Origin of the sequence: Campylobacter sp. 2018MI10 (genome assembly GCF_018501175.1) — a bacterium.
Classification (GTDB): Bacteria; Campylobacterota; Campylobacteria; order Campylobacterales; family Campylobacteraceae; genus Campylobacter_E.
This window is the reverse complement of the sequence record NZ_JAHCZD010000013.1, coordinates 56,279-62,857: the sequence shown is the minus strand read 5'-3', so window position 1 is coordinate 62,857 and position 6,579 is coordinate 56,279. Positions and strand designations below refer to the sequence as shown.

General features: G+C 27.5%; 5 protein-coding genes. 2 read left to right on the top strand and 3 right to left on the bottom strand.

Going from position 1 to position 6,579, the window contains the following annotated elements; genetic code table 11:
- The 3 genes from KJR01_RS07005 to KJR01_RS06995 all read right to left on the bottom strand — a co-directional run.
- Window positions 1–2,540, bottom strand: a 2,540-nt coding sequence (locus KJR01_RS07005) for an Ig-like domain-containing protein (protein WP_250325160.1), incomplete at its 3' end; no start/stop codon positions are given.
- A 123-nt stretch (window positions 2,541–2,663) separates the two neighbouring features.
- Window positions 2,664–3,623 carry a tetratricopeptide repeat protein gene (locus KJR01_RS07000; protein WP_214117959.1) on the bottom strand — a complete coding sequence of 320 codons (960 nt, stop codon included), beginning with the start codon at window positions 3,621–3,623 and terminating at the stop codon, window positions 2,664–2,666.
- Window positions 3,624–3,850: 227 nt separating this feature from the next.
- Entirely contained in the window at window positions 3,851–5,368 is a 1,518-nt protein-coding gene (locus KJR01_RS06995) for a phosphoethanolamine transferase (protein ID WP_214117958.1), read from the bottom strand.
- A gap of 57 nt (window positions 5,369–5,425) precedes the next feature.
- Between KJR01_RS06995 and KJR01_RS06990 the strand changes: the two genes are divergently transcribed.
- A complete protein-coding gene (locus KJR01_RS06990) occupies window positions 5,426–6,184 on the top strand; it encodes an exodeoxyribonuclease III (RefSeq protein ID WP_214117957.1) in 759 nt (252 codons plus the stop codon).
- On the top strand, window positions 6,174–6,554 hold the full coding sequence (locus KJR01_RS06985) for a hypothetical protein (RefSeq protein ID WP_214117956.1): 381 nt from the start codon (window positions 6,174–6,176) through the stop codon (window positions 6,552–6,554). Before KJR01_RS06990 ends, KJR01_RS06985 begins: the two co-directional genes overlap by 11 nt.
- The last annotated feature ends 25 nt before the right edge of the window (window positions 6,555–6,579 follow it).

The following is a 6,579-nucleotide window of genomic DNA, read 5'->3' as shown; positions in this document are numbered from 1 at the left end:
GTATCATTAGCAACTGATTTACCTATAAATGTTGGAGTAGTATCAAATGTTCTACCACCATTTGGAATTTCAGTTAAGTTGTTGAAATATCCATCTTCATCGCCTTGGAATACTTTAAATTCTAAAGTGCCTTCTTTAGTATCTAACTTAGCGTTTATTGTGCCAACATTACTAATATTTCCAGCTTCATCTTTAGCTACTAATTCTAATTTTTCACCATCTTTTACATCATTTAATGTTGCTTTAAAGTTACCATCAGCATCAGCTTTTACTTCAGTTTTACCATTTATTGTTACCACTGCATTTGGCTCTGTTTTACCTTCTACAACATAATTACCATTTAAATCTGGAGTTCCTGTTAATTCTCCTAATAATGGAGCTGTAGTGTCTATTGTCGTTGTAGCAACATCAGATACTATTTTATCATTTACATTATAAGTTACTTCTACCTTAACTTCTCCATCTTTTTCTGGAGTATAAGTAGTTGTAAATGAGCCATCTTTATTAAATGTAACATCAACAACTTTATCATTAATTTTAACAAGAGCTTTATTTTCAACAAATTCAACAGCATTTCCATTAGCATCAACTGGCTTAATTGTTCCACTAATTGTAAGAACCTTATTATTATTTAAAGTATTTTCAACATTAACACCATTGCCTGCAATTTCAACATCAACTTTAGCATCTACTTCTTTACTTGCAGCTTCTAATATAGTAACAACATCTGCTTTACCTTCAAATTTAACTTGAATTAAACCAATATTATTACCAATAATATTCGCATCAAGATTGATTGTAAATGTGCCATCTGCATCAATGTGTCCAACAACTTTAATATCATTTACAACACTATTTAATATATTACTTTGAATATCAAATTCGTAATCTCCTGCTACGCCTTGATAATTTTCTAATTTACCTTTAAGCACTAAGCTATTGCTATCAACTGTTGCTGAATGATCTTTTATAGTATCATCACCATTTACTTCTGTAATAACAAGTTTATCAAATACTGGAGCTACTGGCTTATCTTCAGGTTTAACTTCTGGAGTTACAACATCTTCAGTTTTATCTTCTTCAGGTTGTTTATTGTCTTCAGTGTTTTCAGGTTTATCTTCAGGTTTAACTTCTGGAGTTACAACATCTTCAGTTTTATCTTCTTCAGGTTTATTTTCAGAAGCTGGAACTTCAATAATTGCTGGATTTACACTTGTATTGCCAACTTTATCAGTTGCACTAATTTCTACCTTATCACTAGCATTTGGAATAGTAATTACAAAATTACCATCTTTGTCAGCCGTCGCCTTATCTCCATTAGGAGTTGAAACTACCGCTTCTGGCTCTGTTTTACCTGATACTACTACATTTCCTTCTACAACTTCTACTTTAGTATCTGTTATTACAGGAGCTATATTATCTACACTAAATGAGCTATCTACACTATTATTACCATTCTCAACATGATATTTATATAATAATTCAGCATTTGATAAGTCAAAAGTATAGCTATAATCACCATTAGCATCAGCTGTAACTTTTACAGGGAAATGGATTTGAGCTACATTGTTACCATCTAATGTATAACCAATAACATTTATTGTTACTTCAGAATTAGGTGTAGCTCCACTACCTTTTATAGTAAATTCTGTTCCATTTGTTAATTTACCATCTACAATATTAGAATCTTTATCATATACATTTGCAGTTAAATTTAATGGTTTTTCTTCAGGTTTAACTTCAGGTTGAGTATTATCTTCAGTTTTATCTTCTTCAGGTTTATCTTCAGGTTTAACTTCAGGTTGAGTATTATCTTCAGTTTTATCTTCTTCAGGTTTATCTTCAGGTTTAACTTCTGGAGTTACAACATCTTCGGTATTTTCAGGTTTTTCTTCAGGTTTAACTTCAGGTTGAGTATTGTTTCCTGTATTATTTTCTGGATTTTCAGGAACTACATTGTCATTAGCACCATTGTTTCCTGGAATTGTAGGAATTTCGCCATTGTTAGCTTCTCCATTAATTTCAGGTGTTACTTGATTACCTTGCGCTAATAAATCATTAAGATTTGCAGCACCTAAGCCGTTGTTGTTAAAGTTAGTAATAACATTATTATCAACTTCTCTTGATAATACATCTGCATAAACTGTGCTTTCGCTACCTGATTGGTCAAATACAACATCATTTAATGTTCCAGTAGCACCAGCAGCACCAGCTTCACCAGCAGCAGTTGCGTCTAATTCTATTTCTCCATTGTTATTTACTAAGTTATTGATTAAGTTATTGATTTTATCATCAATTGCAGCTTCATTTTCAAAGCTTTCACTTGTTAAAATACTATTATCAATCTTTGCAACATTATCTCCTACAATATGTAAAACTTTGCCACTGCTAAGTTCTATATCAACACTTGTATCTTTTCCGATTGTTCTAATAGTATCATTTAGTGATACTGCATCGCCTACATTTAGTGACTTCTCACCATTAACATTAATAGCTTTAACATCGCCTATTAATTTAATAATTTTTCCAGCTTCCGCCATAATATTTCTCCTTGTTGAATTTCAAAACAAGGTTAATTTAACGAAAATATATAAATTCTATTATTGCCCTTCAGTGCAAAAAATATAATTTTTACAAAAAAAGGCAAAAAAATGTATAAAATATTAATTACAAGCTTTAGTAAAACCTAATTCGCAAGCTTTTTGAAAGAATTTTTTTGATTTAGAAGAATCTGTTTTGATATATGTCTTATCATTATCTTTTAATCCATCTTCATACATATATCCAAGTCTAGAACAAGAATAACCATCGCCAATCTTACAAGATTTTTCATAGTTTTTTATAGCTTTTTCAAAATCATTATTATGTTCTTGTAATACCGCTAAGCTAGCACAAGAATCTTTATCATCTAATTCACATCCTTGCTCATAATACATTTGAGTTTTTTCTATATTGTTTAAATATCTATAAACATCTCCTATTGACTTGCAAGCTTTATAATTTTTATTATTACACTCTTTATCGCTTAAATCAGAAAAATTAGATATTTTATTATTAACAACTTGGGTAGTTAAATACCAATTTGACACCATCTGACAACCATAATCATCGCCTAAACCACAAGCTCTTAAATAAAAATCAATTCCTTGATTAGGATTTAAATTATTAGCAAGTTCTATACAAGAATTAGCAATTCCACCATTGCAAGCTTTAAATAATTCGTCTTGTTTAAATTCTTTATATTCTTTTTTTTGTAAATAAGCATAATTATCACAAGCTTCATAAATGTCATTCTTACAAGCATTATCTAATAAATCATTAGCTTTTTTTATATCCTTATTAACACCAAGCCCTAGATAATACATTTTTCCAAGACTTCCACAAGCTTTTTTGTTATTCAAATCACAAGATTTTTTATAATATTTATAAGCATAAGAATAAGAAATTCCAGTTCCTAATCCAAATTCATTCATCTCTCCTAATCTATAACAAGCATTAGAATTATCTTTATTACATTCTTGTTTAAAATTAGGATAAGCTTTTTTATATTCACCCTTTTCAAACAAACTTTCATTAGCACTTAAAGATACCAAAATACCTAAAGCTAATAATATTTTTCTCATACAATCTCCTTAAAAAATATCAAATAAATTAAAGTAAAAATAATATGTAAAAATCGTAAATATTGAAGAGATTAAAAGGGTTGCATTTAGGAGTATAGTTGAAAAATGATTAACGATTTATTAGCTGCAACCCTTTAAAACAAGGAATGGCGTATTATAACCACACAATTATTAAAATAATATTAAACTAAATAAAAATTTTATAAATATTTTATTTTTTATATTATTTATAAATTATTTTCTAAATCTATACTAAATAAATCATAGTTTTTCCTATAATCTTTTGTAGAAATATTAAAAAACCCTAATAAAGAACTAAATAAATTATCTTGAGATAGTTTAAAATCAAGTTTATCTTTATTGTTATACTCATAATTAGTCCATAAAATAGCCGGAATTTGAATTTGCTCTTTTGGTGCTAAATAATATGGCATTCCGTGCAAATAAAACCCATTTTCTCCTAAACTTTCTCCGTGATCACTTAGATAAAATAAAGCTTTTTTATCAGCATTATCAGTCTTTAAAACATCAATCAAACTAGCCACTATAAAATCAGTATAAAGCAAGGTGTTATCATAAGTGTTATATAAATTATCTTCGCTACATTCTTGCAATTTATTTGTATTACAAGTTGGAGTAAATTTTTCAAATTCTTTTGGATATCTAAGATAATAACTTGGTCCATGAGAACCTTGTAAATGCACTATTATTAATGTATTTTTATCTTTTTTACTTTTTAATATATTCTTAGTTTCATCAACTAACCATCCATCATAATCTTTACTTTTAATAATAGAATTAATGTCATTACAAACATTTTGACAACCTCCAGAATTATTATCTATCCAACGCACATCAATAAAACGATTTAAAAGATTTAAAACATTCTCATAATTTTCACCTTTTTTAAAATCCACCCTATCATGCAATGAAAACATACAAGGTAAAGATTGAGCAGTGGCAGTCCCGCAAGATGTAAAATTACTAAAATAATTAATATTTAAATTCTTAGTATAAAAATTAGTATCGTTTTTAGTATATCCGCCTAAAGAATAATTCTTTGCCCTTGCAGTTTCTCCTACTACTAAAATAAAAGTTTTGCTCTCATTATCATCTTGAATAGAAGCATCAAGCCCTATTTTTACCATCTCTTCTTTAGGAGTGAATTTTGATTTTGTTATTTTGATAGCAGAATATATTTGATGAAAAGGCACATTGTAATATCTTATGTCATCATTAGTTCTAATAAAAGGTATAAAAGTTCTAGAATTAGTAAATACTATGACAAAAATCAACATAGCACTTAAAATAATTGAAACTATTTTAGCTAGATAATAACCTTTTTTTATATTAATAAATCTTAGCAAAATTATTGGTAATACAACGCTTAATAATATAAAAAATACAAAAGATAAAGAAAATAAATCGCTTATTTCTCTTTTGTCTGTTAAAAATACATTAGCTACCATATTTCCATCAATAACTACATTGTAAGTTTTAATAAAATATATACTAAATCCAGTGCATATTATTAAAATAACAGAACAAATATAAGCCAAAATTCTAAAAAAACATAATATATTAATAACTAAAAATATCAATGTAAAATATATAATATTTACTATTGTAAAAAAATAAATATCACTTATTTTATTACTCAAAAATGTAAGCATAGAAAAATAATTCAAAGCGATTATATATGCACTTAAAACAAAATTAAATAAAATTGGATTTATCTTTAACATTTACTACCTTTTTGTATAGTTTTTATCATTATAAATAACTTAATTTAAGGAATAGTTTTGAGATTAATTTCGTGGAATGTAAATGGTTTAAGAGCAATTTGTGATAAAGATGGGTTTTCATTTTTAGAAAAATACCCTACTGATTTTTTAGGTATTCAAGAAATAAAAGCAACACCTGATAAATTTCCAAAAGATATAAACAATTTAGGCTTTAAAGATATTAAATCAAATTCAGCAAAAAGAGCTGGATATTCTGGTGTTATGAGCTTTTTAAATTTTGAATGCGAGAGTAGATTTGCCCAATTTTTTCCTGATGATGAAGGAAGAGTTTTAGAGCATAGTTTTAAAGATATTGTTTTGTTTAATATATATTTTCCAAACGGACAAAGCGGTGATGAAAGATTAGATTATAAAATGAAATTCTATGATGATTTTTTAGAATATTTAAAAAAATTATTATTAGAAGGTAAAAAAATCATAATTTGTGGAGATGTAAATACAGCACACCGCCCAATAGATTTAACTCACCCAAAAGCTAATGAAAAAACAAGTGGATTTTTACCAATTGAGCGTGAGTGGATTGATAGATTGCTTGATGCTGGATTTGTTGATACATTTAGATATATAAACGGAGATATTCCTGAAAAATATTCGTGGTGGAGCTATCGTGCAGCTGCTAGAAATAGAAATGTTGGTTGGAGAATTGATTATTTTTTCATATCAAATAATCTTACCCCTTATTTAAAAGACGCCTTTATATTAAGCGATGTAATGGGCTCTGATCATTGTCCTGTTGGTATTGATATTGAAATCTAAAATAAATGAGTTTTTAAATTCTAACAATATTTGCGTAGTTTCTACAAATGAGCCTTATTCGGCTACTTTATTTTATAAATTTGATGAGATTAATGAAGCATTGCTTTTTATTTCATCGCCTACTTCAAGGCATATTAAATTAGATGAATTATTAAGTGCAGCAATTTATACAAACAATCCAATTAAAGGCGTTCAAATAATAGGAAAATTATTATTAGCAAATGAAACCCAAAAAAAGCTTTATTTAAATACATATAAGGCTGCTAATTTTGCACTAAATCACAAAATTTATGCGCTAAAGCTAAAATATTTAAAATACACAGATAATACCCTAATGCTACCTAAAAAAACGGAGATTTTTTATGAATGAATTTATACTTGATATAAGTGCTACT